This window comes from Hanamia caeni, from assembly GCF_003721595.1.
Lineage (GTDB): Bacteria > Bacteroidota > Bacteroidia > Chitinophagales > Chitinophagaceae > Ginsengibacter > Ginsengibacter caeni.
Genome location: NZ_RJJR01000001.1, coordinates 589,918 through 606,505, shown reverse-complemented (window position 1 = coordinate 606,505; position 16,588 = coordinate 589,918). Strand labels below are relative to the sequence as shown.

Genomic DNA, 16,588 nt, shown 5'->3' with positions numbered 1-16,588 from the left:
TGTCCTGGAATGATCTGCCTGTAAATTCTTGCTATAAAACTTCTCTGTTTCCGGAAAAACAACCTAAAAATAGAATAATCTTCACAAATGCCCGCGCTTGTTTCCACCTGCAAAACGAAACTAATTTTCTCCTTTTTAAAAATTCAAATTCTCTGCTGTAGAGTCATACGATAGAAGTGACATCTTTTTCGGATAGGTGTCACTTCACAACTTCGCTACTGTTGGCACACTTTGTAGCAGTGGCTGAAGCGCCAACTACGACAGGAAATCCCTTTTTCCCGAAATACAAATCCCTGGTATTTGTTGCTCTGCTGATGTGGGCGTATTTAAATTTTTCCCAAAAGAGTAAACGGGCAGGAAGGCCGGATAAGCGGTTGTCGCGTAATTTTACCCTTATGGAAAATATAACGAAAAAGCCCGTCGGGCAAATTGTGGCTGAGGATTTTAGCACTTATTCTGTTTTTGAAAGCCATAAGATCGACTACTACAATAAAGGCAAACGAACCCTTGAAGGGGTGGCCGCTGAAAACGCTATAGATTTAACAGCACTCATCAGCGAAATTGAAAAAAAGAAGCGCTCTTCATCCCCGAAAGATGAGGATTTTAATTCGTGGCCATTGGATGCACTTTGTGAACACATTATAAAAACATACCACCTGTCTGCAGAGCAACAAATAAAGGAGATTAAGCCAGTTCTGGAAAAGGCAACCGGCGTATATGGCGCGCAATATCCTGTAATACCGGAAATTAAAAAGCTTTTTGATGAAGCCGCCGGAATAATAGCGGTGCACCAGAAAAAAGAAGAACTGATTCTATTTCCTTTCATAAGAAAAATGGCGGATGCTAAAAAGAACGATAAAGAGTTTGTTACTCCACGCGCCACCAAATCGGTTGAAAGCCCTGTAGATATGCTAACACACGAGCACCACCAGCAAAGCCATTTGCTGCAAAAGATTGCTGAGTTAAGTCATGACTATACTTCGCAAGGAGTGGATAGCACCTTCCAGGATAGCCTGCGCCTTTTAAAGAAATTTGAGCTTAAGCTGCACCAGCACCTTCATTTGGAGAATAATATTTTATTTCCCAAAGCGCTGAAGCTGGAAAAAGAACTGACCGCATAAGTGTCAGTGGGCTTGTCGCTTCGCAATGGGATGGAGCCTAATTCCTACGCTGGCGCAGACCTCCGCGTCTGTAATAGGCTGTACTTAAATTTCTGTTTTTAATTTGGCAGGGGACTCCATATTAGAATATTTTTATTCCCTTTTTTTTTAACTACCCAGCAATGTTATTCCTTAGGCTTAATATTTTGATTCACCCTGAAGAAATTATCCGGATCATATTTCTTCTTAATAGCGCTCAGGCGTTCATAATTTTTACCATAGCTTTTTTTAACCCTGTCATCGCCGTCTTCATTCATTTCAAAATTAAGATAAGCGCCACCTGAAGAATACGGATGGACGGCATTCCAATGGTCTTTGCACCATTTAATAATTTTTTGATCGTTGGCAGCATCAGGATCCACTCCAATAATAACCTCTGCATACTTTGCGTCGCGATGAGCCCATGGAGTTTCAGAACTATCTATCCTGTTCACGGCGCCGCTAATGGGATATAAATGCATCTGCGAAAGAGGTGTAGGAATTTCAGAGCCATATTTTAAATATTGTGCGGCCACATCAGGTCCTAATTCTTTAAAAAAATCTGCTTTCCAGTACCAATGTAACCCGGCAGGAAAAAGTCCGTCGAACAATGATTGAATAACAGGATAAGGCATTGGCCCCACGTGTTCAAATACAGGATTCATATCCCTGACAGGGGCAAAAATCTTCTCAGCATTTTTTAAATCCCCTGAATAACACCATACAATTCCACAGAATTTCCGGTGGTGCAAGGCTTCAGGAAATGGTGGCCCCGGAATGATTAATGTAGCGATAAAACCATTCAATTCATCCGGCGCTTTTTCTAAAAAATTATGATACCACAACATGATTTCTTCTGTCTTTTCTATGGGCCATAAAGTGGGCCCGCCATATACCATATCCACCTCATGCGCACGGAATAAAAAAGAAGTGACAATGCCAAAATTTCCTCCACCTCCACGGATGGCCCAAAAAAGATCCGGATGATGTTCTGAATTTACGGTAACAAAGCTGCCATCTGCCAATATCATATCTGCCTCCAGCAAATTATCAATGGTAAGCCCGTATTTACGCGCCAGGTAACCTATGCCCCCGCCCAGTGTTAATCCACCCACACCCGTTGTGGAAACAATTCCGGCGGGTACGGCAAGACCAAAAGCGTGCGTAGCATGGTCTACTTCACCCCATGTATTTCCGCCTCCTATCCTTACAGTTTTATTTTCAGGATCTACTTTTACGTATTTGATTCCGGAAAGGTCAATCACCATACCGTCGTCACAGATTCCAAGACCGCCACCATTATGCCCGCCACCTCTTACGGCAACAAGCAGATTATTTTCCTTTCCAAATTTCACCGCATACATTACATCGGCTGCGTCAACACATTTTGCAATTAATGCCGGACGCTTATCTATCATACCATTATACACTTTACGCGACTCATCGTAATCAGCGTCTTTCGGAAGAATAATTTTTCCTCTTATCTGAGAGGATAATTTTTTAACAGCAGATTCGTCTAAACCTTTTATTTGAGTTGACATGGCAGTATAATTTAAAATTGAAAAATGTTATTTACCGGTAAATGATCATTTCTTTTAATGACCAGAGAACAAACAATACATCCTTTTTAGAATCTTCGTCAATTTTGTGTTTGTCCAATACGCTCATAATATCATCCATCGCACACAGGTACTCGGCCGAACTAATATTCATTCCTTTATGTGTCGTGGGCATATCCCGGCCACTATAGGTGACTGGCCCACCGCTTCCTGCACTGAAAAAATCAATTGTATGTTTTTTGATAACCGCTAATCTTTCAGGCTGTTATTTATAAGGCAGAAATCTTGAACTGATGGAGACGTTGTTCATGTGTGCATCAACAACATCATCAACTATTGATGAAATACCTTCAGTGCCTCCAAGCCTTTCAAAAAGAGTTTTTGCCATAATGTTTGATTTTAGAAACAGTTCATAAAAGATAGGGTTATTGCGAAAAACCGCTCATTAAATTACCGGTAAATGAACCTGGTAATTTCAGCGTTTTGCATGGTACAAATCTAATCTCCGATAAAAGAGAAGGCTATAATTTTTAGTTCAAATGAATGTAATTTTGGTTCAAATAATTTAAAAATTGAACACTGCTTTTTTTAAACTACGTTGGCGGGGCAATAATCAGAAGGCATAACGCCGAATCTTTTTTGAAAACATTTGGAAAAGTAAGAAGGGCTGCTGAATCCTGTTTCAAACGAAACATCAGAAATATTCCCCGCCTTTTTGTCTAACAATAACAGAGCCTCATTCAGACGGTATTCTCTTATAAAACTATTGGGCGATTTACCCATAAGGCTTATTATTTTTCGATAAAGTTGGGATTTACTGCACATCACCGGCTTACTAAAATCATCCACTCTCAAATTTGAATTCCTCCATACAGATTCCGTATAATCCATTAAAAGAGTCAGAAAATTTTCATCGGATTGAGAAAGAGAAATTATATTTTCTTCCTCGCTCAAAGCAACCGAGTTTTCGCTGTCGTATAATTCTTTAACCTCTAATGACACTATAATTTCTCCTTTAATAAATTCACTCATTCTTTCAGCCAGTTTAATTGGGTCTTCAAAAAATGATTTCTTATCCGTAACCGGGGCTCCTGCACTCAATCCAATTTTTAAAGTAAGCATGCTGTCCTTAATGTCTTTTTTTAAATCCTTAAACAACAATTGAATTTTACGGGCGGCGCTCACAGCATTTGAAACCAATTTAAAAGAAACCAACCAATAGTTTTTAGCCTGTTTCACAGAAGTGCCCTCATGATTTTTCAACAGCTTAACAACCTTGTCGTTGAAGTTCTGCAAGAATGCTTTTAGGCCGGAAGAACTGTTTGGTAACAAGGCCGGCTGTTTTAGTCTTATCACCATTATGGTTCTGAATGCTGGATCATTTATGATATTTAAAACCGTATCATTGGTTTTTTCAGGATCTTGAATTCTACCTAAAAATGATTCAACTATTCCGGTACTCACTTCAATTATGCTGTTAGCAACCTGCCCATGAGCATGGTTGTGCATTTTTTGAATAGCCATTTTGTTGGGCGCCTCAATCAGGCAGAAAGCAGTTTTCCGTTTTTCATCAAACCAATACGTTAACCCTGTGCACCCAAACTGTTTTTGTATTTTCAGATCAGCCTGGTGCAATTCAGCTACGTTTTCTGCTGTAACAGTTTCAGAAACATCATGGCGGTCCATGTAAATTGGCATATTTGAATATTTGGCAGATAAAAGGTACGTAAAAAAATAATTTGACATACCTCCTCCCAGAAAAAGGTTTTGAAAAGGTTGTCAGAAATAAAATTTGTGGTTGCTATTAAAATCTGGCAGCAGAATTTTTTGTTTTTAGTTTATATGATCAGAAAATTGATTCGCATGAAGTTGATTTAAACGGAACTGCAATAGCTTCTCACATACAGATGGTAACTTTCGTACTAAAAAATCAAAAATATTCTACTTGATACAAATTGTCCTCTCAACCAACCTCCACTACTTCTATATCAAGCAATGCGGCCAACTTTTCCAGTTTAGAAGCAATATGTCCAACACCTACCGCGCAATGATGCGCCGGCCCATAACTGTTCCAATCATTCACGAATTTTCTTGCGCCAATACTAAATTTATATCGGCTATTTGTGTTTCCTATTTCCAGGATAGGGCCTGGTATTGATTCACCTTCTGCAACCAGTAAGATTATTTTACTTTCCCCGGTTTCTACGACCGACAGAAGAGTTACCGGCCCATGCTTTACCGCCATCTCAACCGATAAACCCTCTCCTACTTTTCCATGATATACTTTCAGCGCCCGGACTTTAATTTTGCCTTCTGCTATCTTTATATGGCCGGGGCCATCGTGCCCCATCAATACTACATCATCTGCATAATCCATTGCATAGTATTCCGTAAAAGATCCTCCAGCGCCAAAACTGTCCATTATTTTCATTGCCTGGGCATTCTTAATCTCGTACTCGCCCGCAACAGGAACTCCATTGGCTGTAAGTAAGGAATTTCCAAGAATAACCGAACTCATCGTATCCTCATTTTCAAAATTGCCTGTTCCTTTATAGTAATAAGCCATTGATCCTAAATTGTATTTCTGCACCAACTGATCAAGCGCTACGGAGGTCCTGGCCGCGCGTTCCAATTCTTCTAAAGAGCAATCGTTATTGATGGCAAAAATTTCATTAAAATCTTTAACCCTTTTGTCAATTTGCTCCTGAGAAATTTGTTTACGGATTGCGGACAGTTCATCTACTTCAATAATTTCGATATGTCCTCCGAAGGTGGCCAGTTGGAGCGTTAGATCAGTATAGATGTCGAGCATACCTGAGTAATAATGCCCCATAGCGCCGAGATTATTATGGGCCATAGTATTGGCCACTTTAGCCGCTTCAATCCATTCCCCTATTTCGCTCCAGCATTCTTTATCATCATGAAGCATACCGGTTACCTGGTGAAACTTTATACCGCACCTTTTAAACACATTTGCAACCTCAGGCACCGGGCAGGCAGAGCAATAACCCAACCACTCCCCGGTCATCTTTGTACGATCATTTATTTTATTGAACTGCTCATAATTTATGGATGCCTCAGGCGAAAGATTTAAAATAATGACAGGAACTTTTGCCCTTTGAACAACAGGCAGTACAGTCGAAGACAATGCATACGTGGTTACATAAAGAAATATAAGATCCACATCTGCCTGCCGGAAGCGATGCCCTGCCTCCATAGCTTTTTCTGCCGTATCTATCAATCCAAGGTTAACTATTTCAACATCGTGCCCTTTAATTCTATCAGCTACGATTAACAGATAGGATTCCAATCTTTGCCTTAAACCTTCAAACTGCTCCCAGTAAGCATCCAGGCCAATTCCAAAGAGACCAATTTTTAATCGAAATTCATTTTTTGTCATTAACTTATTTTTTACATTGAACTTAAACGTTCGTTTTGCAACAGTTCTAAAATTCAGTTTGCTCAATAGTTACCGGCCCCAACAGTCCTGAACTCAACAACGGTGAATCTTTTTTATAAGGATTATAGGTAGTAAACGAATATCTGGCACTGTTTTTTTTTCCATTTTTTATCAACCATTCCGGCCATTTTCCATCTTTGACGCCATCATCCGGGTACTGCTGATCGCCGATCAGTCTGTTTGGCCATAAATTCGCTACTTCTATTTCCAATTGATTTCCTTTTTCCCTTAGGATGCCTGTAATATCTACCTGCCATGGAGCAGTCCACACTACTCCCAGATCATGTCCATTCAATCGAACGCGGGCCATGTTCTTCACTTCTCCCAAATCAAGATACAGGCGGTTTTTACTATAGCCGGAGAAATTTAGAAAATCAAATGTTTTACTATAAACGGCAATACCCGAATAATATTTAATTCCTTGTTCTGGCCGCTCAGTCCAATCTGTTAAATTATTAAAAGTAATTTTTCCGGGACCGCCCCATTTGGAGTCAAATGATACGGCCCATTCACCGCTTAATGTGGCTAGTTTTTGCTCTGTGGGATAATTTTTCTTCTTTGCCGGAGTTTGAGAGTTGTCTTTTGAAAAAACAATAAAAAAACTTTGGTAAGAATCAAACTGCAGCGGAATGGTTGTGCGTTCGCCATTAGATGTAAATTCGGACAACATCCTCGTTTTGCCCGTCAGTGGATTCCAGAGTTCCGGAATTCCTTTTACAGTTCGAAATATACAATCGGTTTTTATGGATTTATTTGTCCGGTTAGAAACAAAATAGATATCCATATTCTCTAAACTGCGATGCGTATAGCGTACGGGCCCTGTTGATTCAAAGTCCACAGGAACGTGCATTTGGCCTAACAGTTTAGCAGTGAGTTCGTATTCCGGATAGAGGGATTCCTTCTGTCCGGCAGTCAAAGCGCCACCAAAGATCACCGTACCTCTTCCATAAGTATGCGTGGATTGTTTTACCGGAGATGCTTTTGTGCCCCATACTTCTTCTGCGATAGATTGAACTTTTTGATCACATTCGGGAAAATCTGACAGACCAGGCGACTTTATTGGGGGAGCGCCTACTACTGTGGCGCCATCTTTCACAAGTGCCTGAATCTTTTGCAGCAAGCCTGGTGTCATTGTCTTAAAATCAGGCAATACAAGAAGCCGATATGAGGCACCCCCTGGGAAAACGATTCTGTTATTTTTTACAGAAGCCTGATACAGTTGGCGCGGCGAACATCCATCAAAATTATATCCTTTTCTGTCGGGCATGGTGTCATTACCAGTTAGGGCAGAAGGTGGCGGTAAAAACACCTGCGGAGCACCTTCTGGCGTCAGGTAAAGAATATCAGCTACCGTTTTTCCCTGCTGCAGCATAAACTGGCATCTTGAAATATAGCGGTGATAAGCAGCTACCATTGGCCACCAGGTTTGCTTTCTGTCCCAGTGTACACCATAAGGCCCCATGGTCATGCCCGGCATTAATGAATCGGCTAATGGTTTATGTTGAAACGTATGATAAAAGAACCGGTTGATTCCTGTTGCAAAAGCCCAGTCGCCCTGGTTTTTCATTGACCCCGGGTATTGCTTCCATGCTTCTTCCGGACCGCCGGTAAAGGCTTCTGCCTGAACAACAGGCACGCCTTTGACGTGAGCTATGGAGGTAGCTTCTATACAACTGAAGGACGTATTAAAACCAAAACCTTTACTCCAAAACTCGCACATTGGAATATCAGCGACAGCGCCAAGTTCAAGGTCTGCCGTTGGATTCATGTCGTAAGGTTCAGTGGACAATCCTAATCCGCGGCGATGGGCATATTTTTTTACCTGTCCCGCGTGATAATCCAAAACTAATTCCTGGCTGGTTTGACGCAAATCCCATAAAAACCGTTCACTGATTTCTTTACTCTCTACAATTTTACCCGCATATACAGGGTAAAAGGGCAATGGATCATAGCCTCTTCTTTTAATAAATTCTTCTCTGAAATTGCCGGTCCAGTTTTGTGCCCCCATTTCCCAGCTATCCATGTGTAAAAATTTAAGGCCCCCGGAGGATGTACTATAAGGCTTCCCAATTTTATCGAGCATTTTTCCCACGTAAGCTTCCAGATGGCTATTCAATGCAACCGTATCAAATTTATCTGACTCAAAGCCCAAACCCTGAACCGGCGCAGGCCTAGTGATAGCCCCGTTGTTACGAACGCCAAAACGCATAATGGTCCATTTACCTTCTGGCACTTTCCAGTCTAATGTACCATCCGGATTGAGCTTATCGGTGAGATCAAGAATCTGTTTTTTGGAAACGATATCCTTCGCAGGCAAACTTTTGTATTGCACTAAAGAAGGCAGATAAGATTTAACCCCCGCAACAGAGGAATAGGGCGCCCGGTAATAAAGCGCTTTTTCATAAATACCTGATATCTTTTCAGAAGTATCCGGAGTGGGGAATGCCAACACAGCCACATCTTCATAAAAATTCTGCCATTCCTTTTTTAATTCGGGTGTTAAAACGCCTTCTCCAAAATAAGGTTTCATAGGTTGAGGTTTAGGAAGCTGGATGTGCTTATTCCCTGAACCCGATACATTGATACAAGATGAAACCAGGTGCTGCATGGATTGGGCAGGCGATACCCATGGGCCTCCGCTTCCTGCCCATCCCGGACCGATACCTAATGTCATGTTGATGCCTAATCTCTTGCATTCATCAACCGCGTGTTTAAATAACACAAACCATTGTTCACCTAAAAAATCAACCGGCCCACGAGGTACGCCTACATTTACCTCAAGGAATATCACATTTCCTATCCCTGCCTGCTTCATTGACTCCAAATCAGCAGTCATACCTTCCTTGGATAAGTTGCCATCCATAAAATACCAGTAAACTCCCGGGCGTGCCGAAGCCGGAGGGTTCAGAAATCCTGCTTTGAGCTGCTCAATTGTCGAATGGCCAACATTATCAGCGTTACGGGATCTTTTACTATAACCGGCAAGGAATAATGCGGCAGCCAGTAAAAGAACTTTTAAAGAGAATTTGTTTTTTTTAAATGATTTCATTTTATGCTTTTAACGTTGGGGCATCCATTGCGGTTGACTTTAAAGGATATAGAATGAACCATACCTTTAAGGGGCTGCGGTAAGCGCTGCCCCTACATGAAATTGATATTCTCCCGATCCAACTGCTATCAATACTCTTCCTTTTTCATATTTTAAAATCTTTACATCGTTTCTATTGGCGATAGATTTACCACTTTCTGTAATCTCAGATTTTTGAGAAGCAGGAAGATAAATTACCGCCGTTGTATTAACCGGTATCCCGGTATGTAATTCAAAAGCCTCATCCTCTTTTTTCCATTTAGTGTAGATGTTGCCATAAGGAGATACATAATCGGTTTCGGCGCTTCTAACATCGCCTACGGGTTCCGGGTAAATATTGATTTTTTGAAAGCCAACTGAATTTTTTGCCTGCCTTATACCTCCTAATCCACTATAAAACCATTCCATCAGATGACCGAGCATAAAATGATTGTTAGACACAAAGCGGTAGGCTTGCCATGATTCAGTAAGCGAGGTTGCCCCATGCGCCAATTGAAAGCCATAACCAGGCACATCCGAACGGCTGTTCATATCAAAAATCACATCTGAACGGCCATTGTCTTCCAACACACGAAGCACGTAACGATAACCAATATCCCCGGCAGTAAGGCTATTTTTTCTCGCGCGGATATCTTTTACGATATTTTCAACCACAGCATTCTTATATTGTGGTTCTACCAACTCCATATATACAGCCATTGCATTGGCGGTCTGACTGCCCGTTGCATACTGTTTGGTTTCTTTATTGAAGAAAGTTTTATTAAACGCTGCTTTAACTTTAGCAGCGGTCGCCTCATAATTTTTTGCATCCCGTTCCCTGCCCAGCATTTTTGCCACTTTATTTAAAATAGTAAGGTCATAATAAAAAATAGCTGTGGCGGTTACACCTTTGGGGGTTAACTGCGATTCCCCCGGATTATTTGGGCCAATATCAAACCAGTCGCCCAATCCGTAAGACAATATATAATCAGTTGATTTTTTCAAAAGATAATTTGCATAACGTTGCATCATTGGATAGGATTCGGTCAGCACTTGTTTATCACCATACCACTCATACAAATACCATGGAAGAATGATGCCGTTGCTTCCCCATTCAGGAGAATCTCTGAAACCGCCCTGGAAGTGAACATATTCAGGTGCGATATCAGGTATGAGCCCGTCTGCTGTTTGCGCATTGATCATATCCTTCACCACTTTTCTGCCCAGGCTGGCAATATCATAATTGTATTTTACAGACGATCCCATTAAATGATCTTCTTCCAGCCATCCCAATTTTTCCCGATGTGGACAATCGGTAAGAACGCTGGCCATGTTGCTTTTGATGGCCCATTTTATAAGTGTATCCGTGCGGTTAAAGAGATCATTGGAACAGGAAAAGCTGCCCACCTCTGACGCGGCGTTGCGTGTATGCAAACTTTCTATTCCGATAATAACCGGTAAACCTTCAGGGTTAGGCTCGCCCATTGGCACCGCACCTTCTACCTGTATGTACCTGAAACCATAATACATAAACTGCGGCTGCCATGATTCCACTCCTTCTCCTTTCAGGGTATAATTAAAATAAACGGGCGCCCCCACCGCATCCTGGGTGATCAACCCATCATCCTTAATAAGCTCTGCAGGCCTGAATATAATTTGAGCGGCTCTGTTACCTTTTACTTTTATCTTAAATATTCCCGAAGCATTTTGCCCGAAATCATATACCCAAATACCGGGCGTGGGTTGTAATATTTTTTTTACCGAAAAAGAATCTAATATTTTCAGAGGCATGGCAGTTTGGGAAATCAGTAAAGGTGGGCCGGTAACAACAAGCGCTTTTTTCCACGATTTATCATCAAATGAAGGTAAGTCCCAACCGGCTTGTTCGAGGGTGGCATTATAATCCTCACCTCCATAAATGCTCGAAAAAGTTACTGGACCGCGATCAGCTTCCCAGGAATTGTCGCTTACAATATTTTCCAAAGAGCCATCGCTGTACTCCACAGCCACTCTGCATATCATTTTCGGGTAACCATAAGCGATAGTTATCTTGCGATAGCGTTCCCTTGGTGTGTAATAAAAACCATTGCCAAGCATAACACCAATGGCATTTCTGCCCTTTCTAAGCTGACCGGTAACATCAAACGTTACGTAAAGGGCATTTTTGCTGTATTGGGTCCAACCTGCATCAAGGAAATGATCACCAACTTTTTCTCCATTAAGCCTCAAATCAAAATGACCGAGGCCTGCTATAAAGACGGTTGCTCTTTTAATTGTTTTCTTTACTACGAATTCTTTCCGAAGCAGCGGCAATATATCTTTTCCCAGACCTAAATCAGGATTGCCCGTGCCATGTATGCCCGGCACTATACGCAGTGAATCGGGCATTTCAGCATAAGCAATCCATTGAGCTCCTTTCCAATCTTTTCTGCCCCGCAAACCCATTTGCCATGCAGATGGTTCACTCCATTCAGAAGCAGCATTTTGATTATCCCACACCATCACTTTCCAATAGTATTCCTTTCCGGGCTGAAGTTTTTTTCCTTTATACACTACCTGGATTGATTGATTGGAAATTACTTTCTTTGAATCCCAAATATTGCCGATATCCTGGCGAAGGAGCGCTTTATCGTCTGCCACTAAAATGCGGTAAGCCGATTGCATCACATTCCTGCGCGAAGATTTGATTTGCCAACCCAGACGTGGAGAAGCGTCTTCAACACCTAACGGATATACCTGGTATTGGCACTGGATGTTGGATACCATGGGTTGCTGTGCCAGTACCTGGCAACAAGAAAAAATAGAAAATAGAAAAATGGAAAATTTGCTCGTTTGCTGAATTAGCGCCCATCCAACCCTTTCCCGGGGGAAACGGACACACTTCAAAACCAACTTTATAACTTCAGCCATCTTAATTTAGTTATCGTTTATTTTTTACTATTAATTATCGTACTTAATTAATTCAAAATCTGTCATTAATCCGTAATCATACGTATCATAATCTTTTCCGGGGGGATATGATTTTATATTGGACCAATGCCCCGGTCCCACCATACCAGGTTGCGGCGAATTATGATGCGGGCCTAATAAATTTTTAAGGCTGCCAATCACTTCAACTTCTATTTCATTAATTCCTTTTTTAACATGCCGGCTTATATTTAAAGTATTTGGTTCTGAAAATATAATGCCTGCAGGAACACCATTCACCTTTACGGCAGCTACCGTACCCTTCCATTGATCTAAATGTATTTCAAATTGCTGATCCGGATTTTTTATGTCAACCTTTTTAATATACCTGATACCCGACCCATACAAAGGAAGCCCCTGTTCTTTCCAACTTCCCAATTGCAATGGCTGGGGTGATACAATTTTCCATCCTTTATCTGCTGATGCCAGGTTAAAGTCCCCAAGAATATATACAGGTTCAACTTCTGCATATACACTCATAGGATCTATAGAGAGAGAAAATGTGTTTTCGCCAGGATTTAAATATTCACCTATTTGCAAGACTGCAAAAGACCTGTCTAACCACCACTTGCCGGCTACAGGTTTTACAGGCTTACCATTTATCGTGATTTGGTTCCATAGATTACCCTGTTCTATAACGGCTCTGAATTGTTTATAGTTAGTGTGTTCGTCAATTACAAAATGATACATAGCAGTATATCCGCTTCCTTTAGAAAAAGTATCGCGCGCAACAATGTGGTCATTAAACTGCACCTGGTGATTCCAGGGGTTGCGATTGAACCCATTGTGCACAAACACGGCTCTGGAAGCCACGCCAACATGTGTATCTTTTAGCAACGTATCGTTTAACTGTACATCGCAAAAGTCAATCATCAGGGTATTCTCCGCTGGACGCACTACTTTGATGTCAGAACCTTTAATAATTGACTTGTTTTTTGAAGAAGAATGCATTTTTACTCCTTGGTGTTTCTCATTGGCAACAAAAAGCATCAAACTACCGGCAGGTGGAATATCAAAGTTCACAACTATTTTATCACCATGTAACTGTTCGGGATAATTTTCTATAGCGCCCGTGGCGAGATTCATGAATAAGGCATCTTTGCCTTTTATTGTTACGCTGCCTTTTGAAGAATACACCATGCCTGCATTGGAAAGAAAAAGTATTTGCCCATCATTAATCCATCTGCGGTGATGATATAAGTCTCCACCAATCGAATCTGTACCATTAGCCATAATCTGAAAATCATCCGAACCAAATTGCTGATTGATAACAGCGCTATCAAGATCAGCAAACCGAAGGATGTTTTTTTCAGACGCATTAAAATAATGTAGATCATCTTTAAGCGAACCGTCAATCCGTTGCAGTTTTTCAAATAATAATACTTTGCCCCCGGCTTCTGCATAAGCTTTCAACAATTCATAGGTAGCCTTGTCTATATTTTCCATGCCCGGCGGAATGACCACAGTATGGTATGCCCGATCACCAACTACAAAATTGCGTCCTTGCACGCTGCCATGATCTTTGATAATATTTTCAGAACCTAAATCGTACTCGACCTGCGACTTCTCAAGCGTGGTTACAAATTGCTGGAAACGATTTCCGATAGAAGTTAATCCTTCATTTTGCTTTCCCGGGCCGGAATACATCCATGCCGAACTGGTAGGCTCAATAATTAAAATGTCATTCATCTGCTTGCCCTGCGACATTGCAAACGACAATCGTTTAAAATATTCATTAAGTGATTTGTAATAAGGCCACCAGGGAGTGTGATAGGAAAAACTCTGCGGATAATCATATTTTCTTGCTCCCGTGAGGGTCATCATAGAAAGATGCTGGTTTAAAAAATTAACACCCAGTACATATTCCCAATCGGCCAAACGCTTCATATCCTTAAAAGTAAGCTCCCAACCGCCCCCACCATAAGTCTCGCTTAATGTTCTCTTTTTATTCAATTGATTGGCTACACTAGCCAACTCTTTCACAGACCGTATGTTTCCAAACTGTGCATTCGGGCTTGTTTCATTAAATTGATTGAACAACATATCAATACCGGGTTGCTGATGCCAGGCATACATGGCCATATTATCGGGGCCTTCCCCGGGATTGGGCCAGCCATGCTCCCAGTAATGGCCTGTCCATTTCAGATTGTTTTTTTCAGTATAAGCATGCATGGGTTTTGACCATCGGTCAATGAATAATTGCAAAAGAGTTTGCTGGTAATTGTGCCTTATTTTTTTCCAGTCGCCTACCTCTTCAAAAAGAGAAGGAAGGTGCGATTGAAGATCATATCCCCATTTTTCTTTAAAACTGCTGAAGAGGTCCGGAGTCCAGCGTACGTTCCCGGCGCCTTGTGTAGGAATACTTGGTTCATCAGAAAATACACCCGGTATTGTTTTTCCAAATTCATTACCGATAATTTTTCCATATCCTTCCAAGGTGATTTCAATAAACTTTTCTGTTACTCCCTTCACCATAAGATCAACATACGGAAATTCCGGGGGGCCAACCGTACTTACCTGTTTCTGGTAAAACGCTTTTTGAAATAAGTAAAAACTTCCCGGTTTATTTTTTTCCTGCGCCAAACGGGAAGTGATGTCTGTGAAGTTTCCATTGACTTCTTTTAACGCAATAAAAATATCTTTTGGATCAGCAGGCAATACATCCGCTTTTATTAAATGCAGCATCTGGCCCTGGTTGTAAGATTCAGGCATCTGATCAGGCACATTTCCTCCGGCAAATCCGGATGGGTATGAATTTTCATCATATATCCAGACATCGAGGCCAAGCTCTTTTCCTTTGTTAACCGTGTATTGATAAAGCCTGAACCATTCGGGCGACAAGTACTGGGTAATAAGCCCGGGACGCGGATGAATCATTACACCTCCGAATTCATTTTCTTTGAACTCTTCCATCATCGAATCTATAATTTCTTTTGTAACCTTCGTATGCCACACCCAAAGAGGCGCACTTCCATATTCCTTACCCGGTGACAAAAATCCTTCCTTCAAAGATTTAAAGTTGACAGCTTCGGCATTTTTTTCCAACGGCTGACAAGCAACGTTCAAAGGAATCAATGTGCCAAATAAAAAGATTATAAATAAGATTGAGACATACTTTGCTTTCTTCATATTTCAGTTTAATTTTTTAAATTCTCAATATTCAATAAACCGCATAAGCGCAATACATTGATTTTTTAAAGGAGCTCATTCTAACAAATAGAAGAATGCTTTAATCAACTTTAGGAATGGAGAGATCGGTTATATCTATCCAGGCGAATCCAATGTTCCGCTTCATATGATAAGTGCTGTAGCCTTCATAAGCATCATATAAAACTGCTAATTTGTTGCCCACCTTAATCACTGATGGCATACCAATAGCGCCTTTGGACCACGTACAATTCGTGCTATCTAAAACAATGGCTTTATCATTTACATTCCAATGGAAAATATCTTTTGACCAATATACCCATATCGCATCTGTATATTCTGTTTTGTTTTTGTCAATCCCAATATGATTGGTAAACACATACCATGTCTTATTACCCGGTTCATAATATACAGAAGAATTCTCGACCTGCTCGGTAATTGGGAAAATAGGTTTATCGTTTACTATCCAGGCGCCGTCTAAATTTTTCGTAGTGGCAATACCAAGCGTTCTCTTTGTACCTGAGCTATCCTGCGAAGCGCCGCTAAAAAACTGAACATACTTCCCTTTATACTTCACTATGAATCCGGGGCTTGCCGTTACTGAATAAAAAGATCCTTCCTTTACAGAGAATGGAGTTACATCGTATTGCTTAATCCACGGGCCTTCCAGGGAAGTAGATTTTGCTTTCATGGTAAGGTAGGGAAAGGCCGGAATACGATCCGGGGGCGGTGATGTATGTGGTGTTCCCAGGTAAAACATGTGCCAGGTTTTTCCTTCTTTAATTACCCACGGCGCCGAGGCGCTTTTAGCATCGTTAGTGCCTGGTTTTCCCAATTGTAAAATGTCCCCTTTTTTTTGCCAATGTTTTAAATCTTTACTTTCTGCAAGACACGATTTCCATCCGTCTTTTCCTGCGCCGTCATAAAATAAATAATACATTCCATTTTCTCTATTGACATTGGCTTCCCTTGCACCATACGCATCGCAGCTATCAGGCCCGTCTCCATATCTTAATACAATACCATCGTCTTTACACACAATTCTTTTATTTGTCCAGGGCCTTCCATCAATGTAGGGAGATTGCCCGATTAACAAATCAGGCAAGTACATACAAAGAAAAAAGCAACAGCATTTTAACATCGGATTTCTTTTTAGCATCATTTAAAACTTACAATTTTTACAATTCATTACCGGGCAACATTATCGTACGTTCTATAATGTTACGCCGGCTACGAAAATATATCAGGG

Annotated in this window: 9 protein-coding genes and 1 pseudogene; 1 reads left to right on the top strand and 9 read right to left on the bottom strand. The window is 41.1% G+C overall.

Features of this window, described 5'->3' with window-relative positions; translation table 11 throughout:
* The first annotated feature begins 221 nt into the window (after nucleotides 1–221).
* Complete coding sequence (locus tag EFY79_RS02710) at nucleotides 222–1,121, top strand: DUF542 domain-containing protein (RefSeq protein WP_123119116.1); 900 nt, start codon at nucleotides 222–224, stop codon at nucleotides 1,119–1,121.
* 164 nt (nucleotides 1,122–1,285) lie between these two features.
* Here the strand turns inward: EFY79_RS02710 and EFY79_RS02705 are convergent, their stop codons facing one another.
* From EFY79_RS02705 to EFY79_RS02670, 9 genes and pseudogenes are all read right to left on the bottom strand, one after another.
* Nucleotides 1,286–2,680: an FAD-binding oxidoreductase gene (locus EFY79_RS02705; RefSeq protein WP_123119115.1), complete on the bottom strand. Its 1,395-nt coding sequence runs from the start codon at nucleotides 2,678–2,680 to the stop codon at nucleotides 1,286–1,288.
* Nucleotides 2,681–2,711: 31 nt separating this feature from the next.
* Nucleotides 2,712–2,945: pseudogene (locus EFY79_RS21535) on the bottom strand (group I truncated hemoglobin); the annotation flags it as partial.
* An 18-nt stretch (nucleotides 2,946–2,963) separates the two neighbouring features.
* A complete protein-coding gene (locus tag EFY79_RS21855) occupies nucleotides 2,964–3,086 on the bottom strand; it encodes a globin family protein (RefSeq protein WP_262683456.1) in 123 nt (40 codons plus the stop codon).
* Between the two features lie 200 nt (nucleotides 3,087–3,286).
* Entirely contained in the window at nucleotides 3,287–4,396 is a 1,110-nt protein-coding gene (locus EFY79_RS02695) for a nickel-binding protein (protein ID WP_123119236.1), read from the bottom strand.
* Nucleotides 4,397–4,661: 265 nt separating this feature from the next.
* Entirely contained in the window at nucleotides 4,662–6,098 is a 1,437-nt protein-coding gene (locus tag EFY79_RS02690) for an L-arabinose isomerase family protein (RefSeq protein WP_123119114.1), read from the bottom strand.
* A gap of 46 nt (nucleotides 6,099–6,144) precedes the next feature.
* Nucleotides 6,145–9,207 carry a glycosyl hydrolase gene (locus EFY79_RS02685; protein ID WP_123119113.1) on the bottom strand — a complete coding sequence of 1,021 codons (3,063 nt, stop codon included), beginning with the start codon at nucleotides 9,205–9,207 and terminating at the stop codon, nucleotides 6,145–6,147.
* Between the two features lie 66 nt (nucleotides 9,208–9,273).
* A complete protein-coding gene (locus EFY79_RS02680) occupies nucleotides 9,274–12,135 on the bottom strand; it encodes a family 78 glycoside hydrolase catalytic domain (protein WP_123119112.1) in 2,862 nt (953 codons plus the stop codon).
* 30 nt (nucleotides 12,136–12,165) lie between these two features.
* On the bottom strand, nucleotides 12,166–15,321 hold the full coding sequence (locus EFY79_RS02675; protein WP_123119111.1) for a glycosyl hydrolase: 3,156 nt from the start codon (nucleotides 15,319–15,321) through the stop codon (nucleotides 12,166–12,168).
* Between the two features lie 100 nt (nucleotides 15,322–15,421).
* A complete protein-coding gene (locus tag EFY79_RS02670) occupies nucleotides 15,422–16,480 on the bottom strand; it encodes a glycoside hydrolase family protein (protein ID WP_148041836.1) in 1,059 nt (352 codons plus the stop codon).
* Nucleotides 16,481–16,588 lie beyond the last annotated feature (108 nt).